This is a genomic window from Pseudoalteromonas sp. SR43-7, assembly GCF_014163785.1.
Classification (GTDB): domain Bacteria; phylum Pseudomonadota; class Gammaproteobacteria; order Enterobacterales; family Alteromonadaceae; genus Pseudoalteromonas; species Pseudoalteromonas distincta.
Window position 1 is genome coordinate 1 of record NZ_JACJDY010000040.1, and the last position, 14,375, is coordinate 14,375.

General features: G+C 36.6%; 11 protein-coding genes. 10 read left to right on the top strand and 1 reads right to left on the bottom strand.

Annotated features, from left to right (window positions below):
- Positions 1–391 precede the first annotated feature (391 nt).
- From H5087_RS19595 to H5087_RS19620, 6 genes are read left to right on the top strand one after another with little or no spacing between them, the layout of a single operon-like run.
- Entirely contained in the window at positions 392–862 is a 471-nt protein-coding gene (locus H5087_RS19595) for a hypothetical protein (RefSeq protein WP_182673104.1), read from the top strand.
- A 52-nt stretch (positions 863–914) separates the two neighbouring features.
- On the top strand, positions 915–1,391 hold the full coding sequence (locus H5087_RS19600; protein ID WP_182673105.1) for a hypothetical protein: 477 nt from the start codon (positions 915–917) through the stop codon (positions 1,389–1,391).
- A 56-nt stretch (positions 1,392–1,447) separates the two neighbouring features.
- A complete protein-coding gene (locus H5087_RS19605) occupies positions 1,448–2,146 on the top strand; it encodes a molecular chaperone (RefSeq protein WP_182673106.1) in 699 nt (232 codons plus the stop codon).
- Positions 2,147–2,187: 41 nt separating this feature from the next.
- Positions 2,188–2,862 (top strand): hypothetical protein, encoded by a 675-nt coding sequence (locus tag H5087_RS19610; RefSeq protein ID WP_259396093.1) that lies wholly within the window; start codon positions 2,188–2,190, stop codon positions 2,860–2,862.
- A 2-nt stretch (positions 2,863–2,864) separates the two neighbouring features.
- Positions 2,865–5,273 (top strand): fimbrial biogenesis outer membrane usher protein, encoded by a 2,409-nt coding sequence (locus H5087_RS19615; RefSeq protein WP_182673108.1) that lies wholly within the window; start codon positions 2,865–2,867, stop codon positions 5,271–5,273.
- Entirely contained in the window at positions 5,263–6,114 is an 852-nt protein-coding gene (locus H5087_RS19620; protein ID WP_182673109.1) for a hypothetical protein, read from the top strand. Before H5087_RS19615 ends, H5087_RS19620 begins: the two co-directional genes overlap by 11 nt.
- On the opposite strand, the gene H5087_RS19625 is transcribed toward H5087_RS19620, so the two are convergent.
- The gene (locus H5087_RS19625; protein ID WP_033022035.1) at positions 6,104–6,694 is read right to left on the bottom strand and encodes a LuxR C-terminal-related transcriptional regulator; all 591 of its coding nucleotides are present in this window, start codon (positions 6,692–6,694) and stop codon (positions 6,104–6,106) included. The two genes, H5087_RS19620 and H5087_RS19625, sit on opposite strands and share 11 nt — an antisense overlap.
- Before the next feature lie 409 nt (positions 6,695–7,103).
- On the opposite strand from H5087_RS19625, the gene H5087_RS19630 reads away from it, so the two are divergent.
- The 4 genes from H5087_RS19630 to H5087_RS19645 all read left to right on the top strand — a co-directional run.
- Complete coding sequence (locus H5087_RS19630) at positions 7,104–9,326, top strand: TonB-dependent receptor (RefSeq protein WP_182673110.1); 2,223 nt, start codon at positions 7,104–7,106, stop codon at positions 9,324–9,326.
- A 265-nt stretch (positions 9,327–9,591) separates the two neighbouring features.
- Complete coding sequence (locus H5087_RS19635) at positions 9,592–10,713, top strand: 4-phosphoerythronate dehydrogenase (RefSeq protein WP_182673111.1); 1,122 nt, start codon at positions 9,592–9,594, stop codon at positions 10,711–10,713.
- Positions 10,714–10,761: 48 nt separating this feature from the next.
- A complete protein-coding gene (locus H5087_RS19640) occupies positions 10,762–11,778 on the top strand; it encodes an aspartate-semialdehyde dehydrogenase (protein WP_002962779.1) in 1,017 nt (338 codons plus the stop codon).
- A gap of 354 nt (positions 11,779–12,132) precedes the next feature.
- A partial coding sequence (locus tag H5087_RS19645) for a FimV/HubP family polar landmark protein (RefSeq protein ID WP_310736475.1) occupies positions 12,133–14,375 on the top strand: 2,243 nt, incomplete at its 3' end.

The following is a 14,375-nucleotide window of genomic DNA, read 5'->3' on the forward strand; positions in this document are numbered from 1 at the left end:
AGTTTTTTATTTTTATTTTTATTTTTATTTTAATTAGTATTATTGTTTCTTTTTATAAATTAGATGCAAATATTTTATGTTTAAAAATGTTTAGTGCCAGATTTGGGTCTCTAAATATGTGGGTAGTAACTTTTTTATTTTTGCTTATAACTTTTGAAGGTAACTGATAAGTCGTAAGTATTGTATTTGTTGCTTCATAGAACCTTTAATCTTCCACTCTATAGATTTAGAGTAAACTATTTAGTTTAAATGTTTATATTTTTATATATCTCCCGTAGTTGAAATTATCAATAAGTAAAGCTAGTCATAAGCAAATAACAACTTTCTAAACGGCAAATTTATCATAGTATCAGTCCTGTCCTAGCGAGGTCGGTCAAAGGAGATGGCGCGGATGAAGAAGGTAATATGGTTTTTATTATGTTTCTTTGCAATGAATGCATACAGTAACGATGAAGTAAGTTTAACTTTGGTAGGTTATATCTCACCAGTGTGCGGCTTTACTACACAAAATAATAACCTTCACTTTTCTTCAGATGGCCTCGCGAGTACAAAGCTAGTGATTAATTGCAATTCACCTATGCGAGTATCAATGCAATCTGAAAATGGTGGCCTGCGCCATCAGCAAAGTACTCAAATAAATGCTTATAACCTGAATTGGTCAATAGAGGGCGTTTCAAGCGAAGTTTCTGCAACGGCACTTGAACTTAAATCTATCTACAATTTTGATGTTGATGAGATTCTATTTAACAGCGTAGCTAAATTACAACTAAAACTAGATAAGCCTTTAATTTATGCAGGTAGTTACCAGGATGTGCTCCGCATAGAAATGACACCATCGGTTGTATCTGGTGGAGTTTGGTAAAACACTAACTATTAATTAAAACAAATATGTCACATGGATAAGGAATATTAAAATGAAAAAGTTAATCGTGTTATCAGCAATCGCAACTCTAACATCTGGCGCAGCATTTGCTGAAAATCTAAATGTAGGTGGCGCAGTGTCATCGGTTTGTGGGGTGAGCAACATTAACACTACACAATTCTTTCAAACATTGTCAGAAGGTGCTACTAAAAATGTAGGCTTTGATTTGCAGTGTAATGATGTTGATGGTGCAACAATGTCATTAACAACATCTGAAGGGCACTTACAAAATGCTGACCATGAAGATCGTGGTGTCGGCTATACTGCCAAGTTAACTGCAGATACATTTGATTTTACGCTTTCTGCTGAAAATGGCCAAAATGATCAGTCAGAATCGCAAAGTCGTCCTGGTTCACCAACCCTTGCCGCTGGTGGCGTAGCTGGAAATATATTACTAACTGTAACACAAGCACCAGTTTATGCAGGTACTTACGCTGATACACTTATGTTGGCAATAACAGCTAACTAAGCAGCATAGTAAAAGGCAGTAGCTACTGCCTTTTACTTCATTAAGAGGGATTTTATATGCGTTATATATTTCTAATTATAGTGTTGTTAACTTCATATTCTACAGGGGCTTTTCAAGTTAAACCAATGGTCGCGGAGCTAGAGTCTTCAGGTAGCCAATCACAGCAAACCATTCGTATATCAAACCCTTCAGACAGTCCTTTAACTATTGAGATATCTGCGTTTGATTTACTAATTGACCCTAATGGCGATGAAACATTAAAAGCAAACGACGATGACTTTTTAATTATTCCGATGACTACGATAATTCCGTCTGGGCAAAGTCAATCAGTAATTGTTCGATATATTGGGGAACCAATATTAGAAAACTCAAAAGCGTACCGTGTAGCCATTGATCAGGCATCTGTTGATTTAGAAAAGGCGGGGCAATCAGGCGTAGGTATGTCAGTTAGCTTTAGAACTTTGTTTAATGTTGTTCCCAAAGGTGCGGAGGCAAAATTATTAATTAAAAATAAACGTCAAGTAGATACAGAAACATGGAGTGTACTACTAGAGAATACTGGTAATAAATATATCCGTTTATCTCAGGCACAGTGGCTTATTAAAGGTGATGAACAACAGCTATTATTAGAAGGGGCTGAATTGAGTAAAGCATTGACTGGAAAAATTTTATTACCTAAATCTAGCCGTGAGGTTTCAATAAAAATTCCAACAAGGTTTAATGCAGCAAGCAGTGATTTAGAGGTCAATTTTTAATGCTACGGATATGCAGTTACTTTTTTATATATGTAATTGTAATGACACCTGTTTTTGCTGTGGAAGTAACGCCTATGGTGGTTACTTTCTCTCCTGATAGTCGTTCAAATAATGCTTCTAGCTTGGTTCATAATCAATTACCAAGAGACATTGCTTTTGATATCCAAATTTACGAAATTGACTTTTCTCAAGGCACGCCTAAATTAATTTCTTTAGATGATTCTCCATTGTGGGTTTTTCCTCCATCACTATTTTTGCAACCAGGGCAAAGCCAACAGTTGCAATTTAGATGGTTAGATAAAAAACTTCCTAGTACAGATAAAAGCTATCAAGTTAGCTTGATTGAGCAGCCCATTGTAAACCAGTCTATAGATAAACAGTCACAACTAACAATGCTGTTAAATGTAAATTTAATTGTTCATTTAGACCAGCCTAGATTAGTTCCTAAACTGACTATAAAAGAGCCTCACGTTGAAGATGGCTTTATTGTCACTGAAGTATTAAATGAAGGAAAAGGGGCAGGACGATTAAGTGATTATGAAATAAAAATTACTAAAAATAAAACTCTAAGCGATCGAATTTTAAAAGATCAATTAAAAGCAAACGGATACGATGTTTTTTTTGCTCCTAATAGCACCAGTGTTATAAAAGTCCCAATTCCGCAATCTTTACAGAGAGGAAGCTTAAATCATTTACGTTTAGTGCTGGCTCGCTAGTTATGCGAGTTTTATTATGCATATTTTTATTGAGCTTTACTCAATTATGTTATTCAAAAATTAACCCGTCTAAAAGAACCATCGAACTCAGCGTTGAGGCAGAGCTGAATAAAAATGCTATTGGCAAAATAACTCTTGCAGTCGATCCAAATGATAATTTATCACTTAAATGGAGTGAAATTAAAGTTTCATTTGAACGACTTTTATTTTCAGAGGATTTTGATTCTTTAGAGTCTAAAGTTAATAAAAACATTATTGATACAAAAGCATTAGAGTTATTTGGATATAATATTTCATTCGATATGAGTGATTTTAGCTTAGCAATTTCAGTACCTCTTACATTGACTCGCCCTCAACAGCTAAGTTTAAAATCAGATTCGAGGAATTTAACAGCATTTGCACCTGCTAAACTGAGTGGATTTTTTAATGCTTATTCAAGTTATTTGTATCAGCAAGATAAAGGCGAGAATACAACAGATGACCTCTTAGCTATTCGCTCTGAAATGGTAGTGAGTTGGGAAGGGTGGGTTTTAGAAAACGAAGTGGAGTATTTATCTGAAGTAGCTCCTACTTCATCAAATATTAGGCGCTTAGGTACTCGTGTAATACATGACCTACCGCTTAGTGGGCTTCGGATATCCATTGGTGATAATTATAGTTCAGGTAGTTACTTTCAATCAACGGCACGGGTACTAGGTTTGTCGCTTTCACATGATTTTTCGCTAGTTTCTGACAGGCCTATTAGGCCCAGCGCTTCACGTAGTTTTACCTTGGAGAGTCCATCCTCTGTTGAGGTATTAGTTAGCGAGCGGATATTACAAAAACTTAATTTAGCCGCAGGTATATATTCTCTTGATGATATTCCCCTTAATGAAGGAAGTAATAATGTTACTTTGAGGATTACTGATATAGCAGGAGTTGTCCGTTTTGTTGATTTTGATGTAACGACCGGTTTAGATCTTTTTGCTCAAGGGCAACTGGAGTATGAGTTTCATTTAGGCGTTCCCTCACGCTTAGGTAGTGAGCTAGATTATGATTACGACGAGCCACTAGCTAGCTTTTATCTTGATTATGGCATTACACCTAGCTGGACAGCCGGTGCGGCAGTACAAGGTGATGAGTATTCTCAGCAGATTGGTTTTAAAAATATTTATGCAGCTGCAGTTGGACAAATTGCGTTTGAAAATGCGATAAGTTTCAATGAAAAAAAAGGTCATGCTTATCGCATTGTTTATAGTAACTATAGAAATCATAGTGATAATAACACTGACATTACGGTGGGTTATGAATACTCATCAAGGTATTTTACAGGTCTTGGCTATCGACCTGATTCTCAATCTAGTTCTCGCTTAAGAGAGCATTATATTCAGGCTAATTATAGTTTTTTTTGGGGAGAGAATACGCAAACATCTTTTTTTACAAGTTTATCAAGGTCATATGATGAAGCTCAATTTGATAAATCAGTTGGAGTTAGTTTTTCTGGTGAGATCGATAATAGCCAATGGAGATATAGTTTAGGTGGGCAGTGGGAGGGTCTCGCTGAAGAAAGTCAATGGGATGTAAGGTTGTCTGTCACTTATAAGTTTTCTAATACTCGGCGGGCTAAATTATCTCATCAATCTAGGCAGGATAAAACACGCTTAGAATTCTCTCAAGATAGTAATCAGCGCTATGTTGGAGCTTTGAATATAAGAGCTGGGCTTGAAAAAAATGATCAAAATGAAGCTGTTTTTGATTTAAATACTCAATATAACGCGAATCGTTTTGTTATGAACTTTGATCATGGGAGTTTTTACGAGCAATTTAATGAGGCCTCAGCTTACCATCAGAGCCGATTAAGCTTGGCATCAAGCATAGCATTTGCAGATAAGAGTTGGGCTGTTGGGAAACCCATATACGATAGCTTTGCTTTGATAGAGCCTCACTCTAGCCTCAGAGGAAAAAAGATCACCTTGGGACAATATGAGGATAACTATAGGGCTGATAATGAAGACTTCGAAACTATTTTATTAAACGATATTAGTTCATATGCCTCAACCAACGTTACAGTCGATATTGATAACTTAGAGCCGGGGTATGATATTGGTTCTGGCATAATTACCCTTTACTCACCTTATCGAACAGGTCATGCAATCACAATAGGGACTGCTGCAAACATATCAGTGATTGCGACTTTGTATGATCAACAGAAAAAACCCTTATCATTACAAGTTGGTACAGCAATTTGTATCGATAAAAACAGCCAAAAAGAGCATACATTTTTTACAAATAAAAAAGGACGATTTGCATTAACAGGTTTAACCGCCTGTAATTATAAAATTACACTTAAGAATGCAGAAAAGTCACATTTTACGATTCAAGTATCTGAAGGTGAGCAATTACAGCGCAAAGGAGCTATTTATGTACAATAAAAAAGTAAGTTTATTATTGGGTGGTTTAGCACTCTTTATTTTTACGCCCTTAATTCATGCGCAATGCGCCGCTAGGTTCGATAAGATTGAACATATTTATGATGATTTTGAAAGCTACCATGCCTTACAGCAAGTAGACTCTAAGAAAGAGCTACGGATAAGCGTCACTAATGATGAAAGCTGTCAATTACAACTCGTGCTAACAAGTGAGAATCAAGCTCAGCTAAAAGGGCAATTTCAAAGTATTCCCTACGAGATGCAGAGTATACAAAGTAAGTTAGTCAGCACATCAACTTTAAAGTTAAACTTTACTGATTCTTCGACGATATTGACATTAGTCCTACCGTCAGGAACACCAATTAAAGCAGGTATATACTCAGATAGGCTCCAAATGAAATTATATGATCAGGGGAGTAAGTTATTAGATGAGCGAGAATATAGTATTCAAGAAAATATTGCCCCTAGGACAAGTCTTTCTGTACTTGGGTATAATACATTTTCAAATACTATCAATTTGGGAGAACTAATTCCGAGTAAGGAATACACTATGTTACCTAGTTTACAAGTCGTTACTAATTCAGATGTTCAATTGTCTGTAAGTTCAGATAATAATGGGAAATTAATACATAGTCTCTATAGAGACAAATATGCAATTAATTACAGTCTAGATCTGGCTGGAAGTTGGCTTCAACTAGATAACTTATCACAACATAAATTTACATACTCAGGACAAACCGTTTATCTATTACCTTTAAAAATTCAATTAAATGATTTCGAAAGGCAAGCTGCCGGTGAGTATTCAGATACAATCAGGTTTCAAATAAGCCCGCTTAACTATTGATTTTACTTAAGTTTTTCTTGCACCAAAGTAATGCCTGTTGCTTGTTTTTTACAGCTATTTTTTGATACACTTTGTGTAAATGTACACGAACTGTAGCTTCACTGATAAATAAAGTGTCTGCAATTGCGCTTGAATGTAAGCCAGAAAATAACAAGTTTAATACTTTCATTTCTTTGCAGGTTAAGTTATTTGATTGCAGCGCAGTTTGTTGTTCACTCGCTAGCATTTGTCTCATCCAACCATCAGTTACCGCACGTGGAAACCAAAGTTTTCCTTGTTCTATTGCTTCTAATCCTTGCTGCAGTAGTACTTCGTCAGTGCCTTCATAAAACAAACCTTTTAAATTAGGCCACTCTTTTAATGCCAAAACATCACCGTCTTTGGGCACGTCAAAAATAACGAGACCTTGATGACCGTTTTTTAGCATAAACTGATTTATAAGTTCATGGTTGATAATGACGTTTAAAGCTTGATAATTAACAAGTAGGACGTTGAAGTCAGCTGCAACACAAAAAAGTGACGTGTAATTTGGGCTGGTGAAGCATGTGGGGCTTTTATTGGCTGTATTTTCAATATTCATAATATTCTATCCATAGACTACATTTTAGTACTATATTCTTATTTTTAGTTAATTTCAATGATACCTGAATGTGTTTTAGCTCTTTTTTTATACACTAAAGTACATGTATGAGTATGTTTTATGCGCTCTTTAAAGTAGTATTTATGAGATTTTTTGTTTTAAAACAATTTATTAGTGAGGTAAATATTAGAGGGGGTTATTTATGATAATTCATCTAAAGCTAACAATGCTTAAATTACTGTCATTTTCTATGAATTTATTTAAATAATTTTATACATTTATTCACAATAATGTCATATAATACCTGTCCAGAGGAAAGATGCTATTTAGCGTCTTTTTTTATGCCTAAAATTTATATTATCAATATAAAAGCATAACAAAAATCACACGGTATCCTTTGGAGAATATTTTGAAACTACGCACACTCTCACAGTTAAGCCTAGCAATTGTCGCTGCACTATCTACTTCAGTAAATGCTGAAGAAGCTAAAACAACCGCAAAACAAGACGCGTTTGAAAAAATCGAAGTCACAGCTCGTAAACGTACAGAGAGCTTATTTGAATCTCCAACCGCTATCACATCAATTGGGGCGAACTTAATTGATAAAGCCAATATGAGTAATCTTGAAGATATTGGTAAATATGTTCCAAACTTAAACATCACCCGTTACGGTGTTGGTAATGCAGCACATGCGTCTGTGTTCATTCGTGGTATTGGTCTGCAAGATCACATAATAACTACTGATCCAGGTGTAGGCGTATACTTAGATGGCGTTTATTTAGGTCGTCAAATGGGTTCTAATTTATCATTACCTAATGTTGAGCGTGTTGAAGTGCTTCGTGGTCCACAAGGTACTTTATATGGTCGTAATACATTAGGTGGCGCTGTAAATGTAATTACAAAGCAACCTGGTGATGAAGGTATTGTAACTACTTCAGCTAAGCTGGGAAGTCGTGGACGTATTGCTGGTGATGTTTATTTTAATAACTCACTAAACGATGAACTAAGCATGTCTGCGAGTGCATCTTACAAAACACGTGATGGTGTTGGTGAAGCTGTTAATTTAGCAAATCCAGAGAAAGAAATTGGTGAGGAAGAGGAATTCAGTGGTCGTTTAGCCCTTAAATGGCAAGCGAACAGCGATTTAGCATTCACTTTTGCTTTAGATGGAGTTGATAACGAGTCAGGTCAATCGCCTTACACAATTGAATTAACTGACCCGCTAGATGCAAACGATGTGTTTAATGGCGACTTCCCATTATTGACTCAAGATTTAATTCCATCAGACCCTGATGATTTAGGTACAACCGTTGCAGGTATTGAATCAACTTCTTACTCAGGTTGGGGCACATCGTTCTCGGCTGATTGGGCAATTAACGATACTTATACTACTAAGTTTATCTCAAGCTACCGTACATCTGAGTATGAAGGTGGCCTAGATGACGATGCATCACCTTTAAACTTATCTGAGTTTCCAGAAGAGGGCGGAGCTGATCAGTACTCGTTTGAAATTCAACTAAATGCAACATTTGATAATATGGACTTTGTGTCAGGCCTTTACTTTTTTAATGAAGATGGCTTTACACGTTCAGGCCCATTTGTATTCAGCCCATTTAATACACCCAATGGCTTATTGAATGACGGAGTAACAGAATCATTTGGTGGTTACGGCGATTTTGAAATTAACCAAGAAACTAATTCTTACGCAGCCTACTTTAATGCAAGCTACGATTTAACTGACGATTTAACGGTAGGTGGTGGTCTTCGTTATTCAAAAGATGAAAAAGATGCAAATGCTATATTCCCATCATTTCCTACTCGTAAGTATGTAAGTGCAGATTTTGATGCAGTTACGTGGGATGTAAATGCATCTTATCAGCTTAGCAATAATATGAATGTGTATGGCCAGATTCAAAAAGGCTACCAAACAGGTGGTTTTCCTCCGCGCCCATTTGGTGGACCAGACCAGTTTGTATCATTTGACGAAACGAAAGCGGTTAACTACGAAATGGGTCTAAAAGGCCAAGTACACGAAAATGTATCTATGATGCTTGCGGTATTTGTGACTGATTACACTGATTTAGCATTACCATTTTCAGACCCAACAGCAGGTGGCGGTTTTGTAACAATTGTAGAAAATGCGGGCCAGTCTAAAGCACAAGGTATTGAGCTTGAAACAACAGTCGCTATTACTGATGACTTTACTATTCGCAGTGCAGTTGGTTATTTAGATTCTGAAATCACAGAAGTGGCTGAGGGTGTACAAGGTATAGGTAAAGGCGATTCACCTGCACTTACACCACGCTGGACTGTTATGGTTGCACCTTCTTACTTTATGGATTTAGAGAGCGGCGCAACACTTGCATTTAATGCTAACTATTCGTACCGAAGCGAAATGCAAGGGCAATCAGTTTATAACCAAAGTGAGACCATTGATTCTCGTGAACTAGTTGGTTTTAATATTTCCTACACTAATCCATATGGCGATATGGAAATTACACTGTATGGTGAAAACGTTCTAAACGAAGTTTACGATGTTGGTCGTCTACAACAATCAGGTTTTGTTGGCGTAATGCGTAGTAATGATCGAAGTGAATTTGGTTTGAAATTCAAAAAAGATTTTGAGCTATAAACTAAAATCAAGTAAATAAAATATAATGTAATTGAAGTTTATTTTGCATAATAAAGGCCGAATCATGCTGTGATTCGGCCTTTGTGTATTCAATAGTAAGGTTATTATTTGCATCGTTTAAATTCCTAATTTTAATTGCTGATTTAAAACAATCCACATCTCCATTTTTGAGTGTTTGTATTAACTATAATGCACCTTTTTAGTTTGTGTAAAGGTTAGGTTGTTCGCTACAATGGGGCCTCTTAATTGCCAAACGGACTCTGTAATGAAAATTCTTGCCGATCAAAATATGCCTTTAGTTGAGCAGTACTTTGCAGACTTTGGTGAGGTTGAGCGTTTTGATGGTCGTAAATTAACGCCTGAACAATTAATAGATGTAGATGTTCTTCTTACTCGTTCGGTGACAAATGTTAATCATGAACTTTTGGTACAAGCTAACAAGTTGAGCTTTGTAGGTACTGCCACAATCGGCATTGACCATATTGATACGCAATTACTACATGACAGAAATATTGCTTTTACAAGTGCGCCTGGTTGTAATGCGGTTGCTGTAGCTGAATATGTAATTAGTAGCTTATTTGCATTAAGCCAAGAAAATGCGCGTCCATTGTGTGGTCAAACAATTGGTATTGTAGGGATGGGCAACATTGGTACATGTTTGGCGCAAAAATTAAAAGCATTCAACGTAGTTGTACTGCTGTGCGATCCGATTAAGCACGAACAAGGCTTACTACAAGAACATGTAGCGCTTGACGAGTTATTAGCGCAATCAGATGTTGTTACTTTTCACGTTCCCCTTGTTAAAAGTGGCGAGCATAAAACACTGCACATGATGGGTAAAGAGCGTTTAAAAGCACTTAAGCCAGGAACCACGCTAATTAATGCAAGCCGTGGCGATGTAATTGATAACCAAGCATTGCTTGAGGTAATGGAAGCTGGGGCTGATTTAGATTTAGTACTTGATGTATGGGAGAAAGAACCCAATATTTTAACTGAATTACTAGAGCATGTTCGTTACGCTAGTGTGCACATTGCAGGGCATACACTTGAGGGGAAAGCTCGTGGTACACAAATGTTGTATCAAAAACTGTGTCAGCTCAAAGGTGTTGAGGCGATTAAATCGTTGGATGATTTTTTACCAACACCAGCCGTTACAAATGCAACTGTTACGCAAAGCCTTAATGAGCAAGATATTGCTCGTTTAGTGCATTTAATTTATGACGTTCGCCGCGATGACGGAATTTTACTTCGTCGTCTAGAGAGCGACGGCTTCGATAGTTTACGTAAAAACTATCCTATAAGGCGAGAATTTAGCACCTTATTTCTACAAGGTGATAGCCCACAACTAGCAGCACTTAGCCAGCTTGGCTTTAGTATAGCTGAATAATTATTTAACTAACGATGTTGTTTTAATGTCGTTTATAGAGGAAGAAATATGTCGCAAAAATATAACGTTGCCGTACTTGGCGCTACTGGTTTAGTAGGCCGTCAAATCATTGAAACGCTAGCAGATCGTAAGTTTCCTGTTGATCAGCTTTTTTTACTTGCTAGCAGCCGCAGCGCAGGTGAAGATATAAAGTTTCGTGGTGAGACCATTGAAGTACTTGACGTTGAAGGCTTTGACTTTAGCCAAGCGCATATAGGTTTGTTTTCTGCTGGTGGCAGTGTATCTGAAAAATATGCTCCTATTGCTGCTGATGCCGGCTGTATTGTAATCGATAATACATCGCACTTTAGAAATGATTTTGAAATCCCACTCGTGGTGCCAGAAGTTAATGCTTCAAGTCTAGCTGATTTTAGAAATCGTAATATTATTGCTAACCCTAACTGTTCAACTATTCAGATGATGTTAGCACTTAAACCAATTTATGATGCTTACGGAATAGACCGCATTAACGTATCTACTTACCAAGCTGTATCGGGTGCAGGTAAAGACGCGGTTGATGAACTTGCAAAGCAAACAGCTAATTTGATGAATGCACGCCCTATGGATAATAAAGTATTCCCAAAGCAAATTGCATTTAACGTTATTCCTCAAATTGATAGCTTTGAAGATAATGGCTATACGCGCGAAGAAATGAAAATGGTAAACGAAACTCATAAAATTTTGGGTGATACCACTATTGCAGTGAACCCAACGTGTGTACGTGTTCCCGTATTTTTTGGGCACTCAGAATCAATTAATATTGAAACGCGCATGCCTTATGACTTTGAACACGTTAAACAACTTTTAAAAGACGCGCCTGGTGTCGAGCTAATTGATGATGAAGGTGACTACCCAACAGCAGTGTCTGACGCTAGTGGTAACGATACTGTGTATATAGGTCGATTACGTGCTGATATTTCTCATCCACATGGATTAAACATGTGGGTTGTAAGTGACAACACTCGTAAAGGTGCTGCAACTAATAGCATTCAAATTGCAGAAGAGCTTATTGCCAATTACATGTAATAGTTAATTGCGCTAAACATGCTTTTGAAGCGGTAAACAGTAGTTGTTTGCCGCTTTTTGTTTATATAGCTTGTCAAATTTTTGCCGTTTAATTTTAAAAATACAAAAACTGATTGATAACACTCAATAAATTGTTATTTATAAAGATGTTTTAAGGCATTTATTTTCAAGGTGTTGCGATGGATATTACGCTCTAACTGGTTTATAGTTTGTAATTGGAATAGAGCTTGCAATAAAAATAGATTGTAATAATAAATGCGAGTCAGTCATTTGGCTGATAATAGCAATAATAAACAATATTTATGCACTTAAGTTTTAGGTGTTTTATTAATATTTAAATATTAAAGGATCAGCATGCGCGGTTTAGCTACACTTATTATATTAGCGTCTGCATTGATAGTAACGCCAGTTTACTCTCAGGACAGTACCCAATTAAAGGGGCCTAAAGGCGTTGACTATGGTGCGCAAGGGCGATCAATTGGGCCAATTAAACCAACTGATACGCTTTGGCGTATAGCAGCTAAAGTGCGCCCAGACAATTCTGTCAGTATTTATCAAGTTATGCAGGCTTTGTATAACAAAAATCCCGATTCATTTTTAGAACAAAATCTTAACCACATTCAAAATGGTGCCTATTTAAAAATCCCTACCTTAGCCGAAATAAAAGCTGTAAATACGCAGCTCGCAAAGCAACGCTCTGAGCAAGATGATGCATTATGGGAAAAGAAAAAAAATGGCACGCTTACACAAAGCGAAATTAACTCAGCGCAAACAAAAGTAACTCAAGCGCGTAAAATTGATGTAGACGATGCTAAAAAAGAGATACAGAAAGAATTAAATGAAATAAAAACAGAGCAAGGTACTAAGCTTGTTGAGTTACAACAACAGTTTAAAAGCTCAGTTAGTAATGTAGAAGAGATTTTAGTTGAAAATAATAATCTTAAAAAACAGTTATCAGGAATATCTAAAGAGCTCGAAAACTTACGTTTGCAATTAGGACAAGACAGCGAAATTCAAAATCAGTTAAAAGAACTCATCGTTAAACAAAACGAGATTATTGCCCAACAAAAAAAACAAGAAGTAATACCAAAAGAGTCATTTGATTTTGGCTCATTATTTTCAAACCCCATAGTACTGGGCTTGTTAATGTTTATTCCTGGGTTACTGATTATTTTTGCAATCGTTATGTTTTTACGCAAACGAGCAAGTAATCAAGAAGAGCCGCAAAACGATGATGACTTTTTACCACAAACCCCAACTTATACTGGCGATGATGATTTAGGCCCAAGCTTAAATGACGATCCAATTGTACCTAACCCTTTAGATGACTTGAGTGTTCAATTAGATGATAGTCTCGAAAGTGATATGTTGCCTAATGATGATTTAGACGACGGCTTAGATGATTTTTCTGGCGACGAAAATTTACTTGATCAGGATGAGCTGGAAAGCTTGCTAAGCGATGACATTGTTTTTGATGATGAAAATACCGATGACGATGATGAGCTCGATATTTTTATGCAGCAAGGGTTTGATCAACCTTCAGATGAAAACGCTGAAGATATAGATTTAGACTTATCTGATGACTCAATTAACAATGATGAAATCCTAACTAATGACGATTTAGATAGCTTGTTTGATGAAGACGATAGTCTACCTGAGTTTGATGCACCGCAAACAAGCGAAGCTTTAGAGGATGACAGCTTAGAATCTCATGATGAAATGGCGGCTTTAAGTGAAGAGCTTGCAGATGAAGATAATTTTGATATAGATGAATTATTAGATCAAACATCAACAGAATTAGATACCTCAAATAACACTTCAGCTGAACTTGATACAAGCGACGACTTTGATTTAGACGATATAGATAGCTTAATTGATGAGGCGAATGACCCAAAAAGTGATGTGGTAGATGACTCACTTGATGCAGAGTTACTCGACGAAGATGAACTTCTAGAAGAAAGCGACGACTTTGATTTAGACGACATAGATAGCTTAATTGATGAGGCTGCAGTTGATACTGCAGATGACTCATTAGTTGAGGAAAGTGACGACTTTGATTTAGACGATATAGATAGCTTAATTGATGAGGCAGCAGTTGATACTGCAAATGATTCATTAGTTGAGGAAAGTGACGACTTTGATTTAGACGACATAGATAGCTTAATTGATGAGACTGCGGTTGATACTGAGAATGACTCTTTAGTTGAGGAAAGTGACGACTTTGATTTAGACGACATAGATAGCTTAATTGATGAGGCAGCAGTTGATACTGCAAATGATTCATTAGTTGAGGAAAGTGACGAATTTGATTTAGACGACATTGATAACCTAATTGATGAGGCTGCAGTTGATGCTGCAAATGATTCATTAGTTGAACAAAGTGATGGCTTTGATTTAGACGATATAGATAACCTAATTGATGATGAAGTAAAAAATTCAGATGTAAGAGATTCAGAAATTGATAATGCATTGGCAGACTCAGTTGAGGATTTAGCAGATGCTCAAGAAGAATTAAATGTTGATGATATTGAGTCGCTTGCTTCATCATTAAATGAAGAGCCCGAGCTTGACGATGAGCCTGAGCTTGAAGAAGAGCC

What these genes read in the sequence shown, in the direction of transcription:
- H5087_RS19595 (WP_182673104.1), top strand. Translation starts at nt 392, where the DNA reads ATGAAGAAGGTAATATGGTTTTTATTATGTTTCTTTGCAATGAATGCA.
- H5087_RS19600 (WP_182673105.1), top strand. Translation starts at nt 915, where the DNA reads ATGAAAAAGTTAATCGTGTTATCAGCAATCGCAACTCTAACATCTGGC.
- H5087_RS19605 (WP_182673106.1), top strand. Translation starts at nt 1,448, where the DNA reads ATGCGTTATATATTTCTAATTATAGTGTTGTTAACTTCATATTCTACA.
- H5087_RS19610 (WP_259396093.1), top strand. Translation starts at nt 2,188, where the DNA reads ATGACACCTGTTTTTGCTGTGGAAGTAACGCCTATGGTGGTTACTTTC.
- H5087_RS19615 (WP_182673108.1), top strand. Translation starts at nt 2,865, where the DNA reads ATGCGAGTTTTATTATGCATATTTTTATTGAGCTTTACTCAATTATGT.
- H5087_RS19620 (WP_182673109.1), top strand. Translation starts at nt 5,263, where the DNA reads ATGTACAATAAAAAAGTAAGTTTATTATTGGGTGGTTTAGCACTCTTT.
- H5087_RS19625 (WP_033022035.1), bottom strand. Translation starts at nt 6,694, where the DNA reads ATGAATATTGAAAATACAGCCAATAAAAGCCCCACATGCTTCACCAGC.
- H5087_RS19635 (WP_182673111.1), top strand. Translation starts at nt 9,592, where the DNA reads ATGAAAATTCTTGCCGATCAAAATATGCCTTTAGTTGAGCAGTACTTT.
- H5087_RS19640 (WP_002962779.1), top strand. Translation starts at nt 10,762, where the DNA reads ATGTCGCAAAAATATAACGTTGCCGTACTTGGCGCTACTGGTTTAGTA.